The 411-nt window shown below is 55.0% G+C and carries 1 rRNA gene; it reads right to left on the bottom strand.

Annotation, left to right across the window (positions count from 1 at the left end):
• Positions 1–411 (bottom strand): 16S ribosomal RNA (locus CIK04_RS31635); the annotation flags it as partial.

Genomic DNA, 411 nt, shown 5'->3' with positions numbered 1-411 from the left:
CGTCAAATGATAGTGCTATTAACACTACCACCTTCCTCACGACTGAAAGTGCTTTACAACCCGAAGGCCTTCTTCACACACGCGGCATGGCTGCATCAGGCTTGCGCCCATTGTGCAATATTCCCCACTGCTGCCTCCCGTAGGAGTCTGGACCGTGTCGTCAGTTCCAGTGTGGCTGATCATCCTCTCAGACCAGCTAGGGATCGTCGCCTTGGTGAGCCCTTACCTCACCAACTAGCTAATCCCACCTGGGCATATCCTGACGCGAGAGGCCCGAAGGTCCCCCTCTTTGAGCCGAAGCTATCATGCGGTATTAGCCATCGTTTCCAATGGTTATCCCCCACATCAGGGCAATTTCCCAGGCATTACTCACCCGTCCGCCGCTCGCCACCCGAGAAACAAGTTTCTCTG

This window comes from Vibrio sp. 03_296 (assembly GCF_002265885.1).
This window is presented reverse-complemented; position numbering and strand designations above follow the sequence as displayed.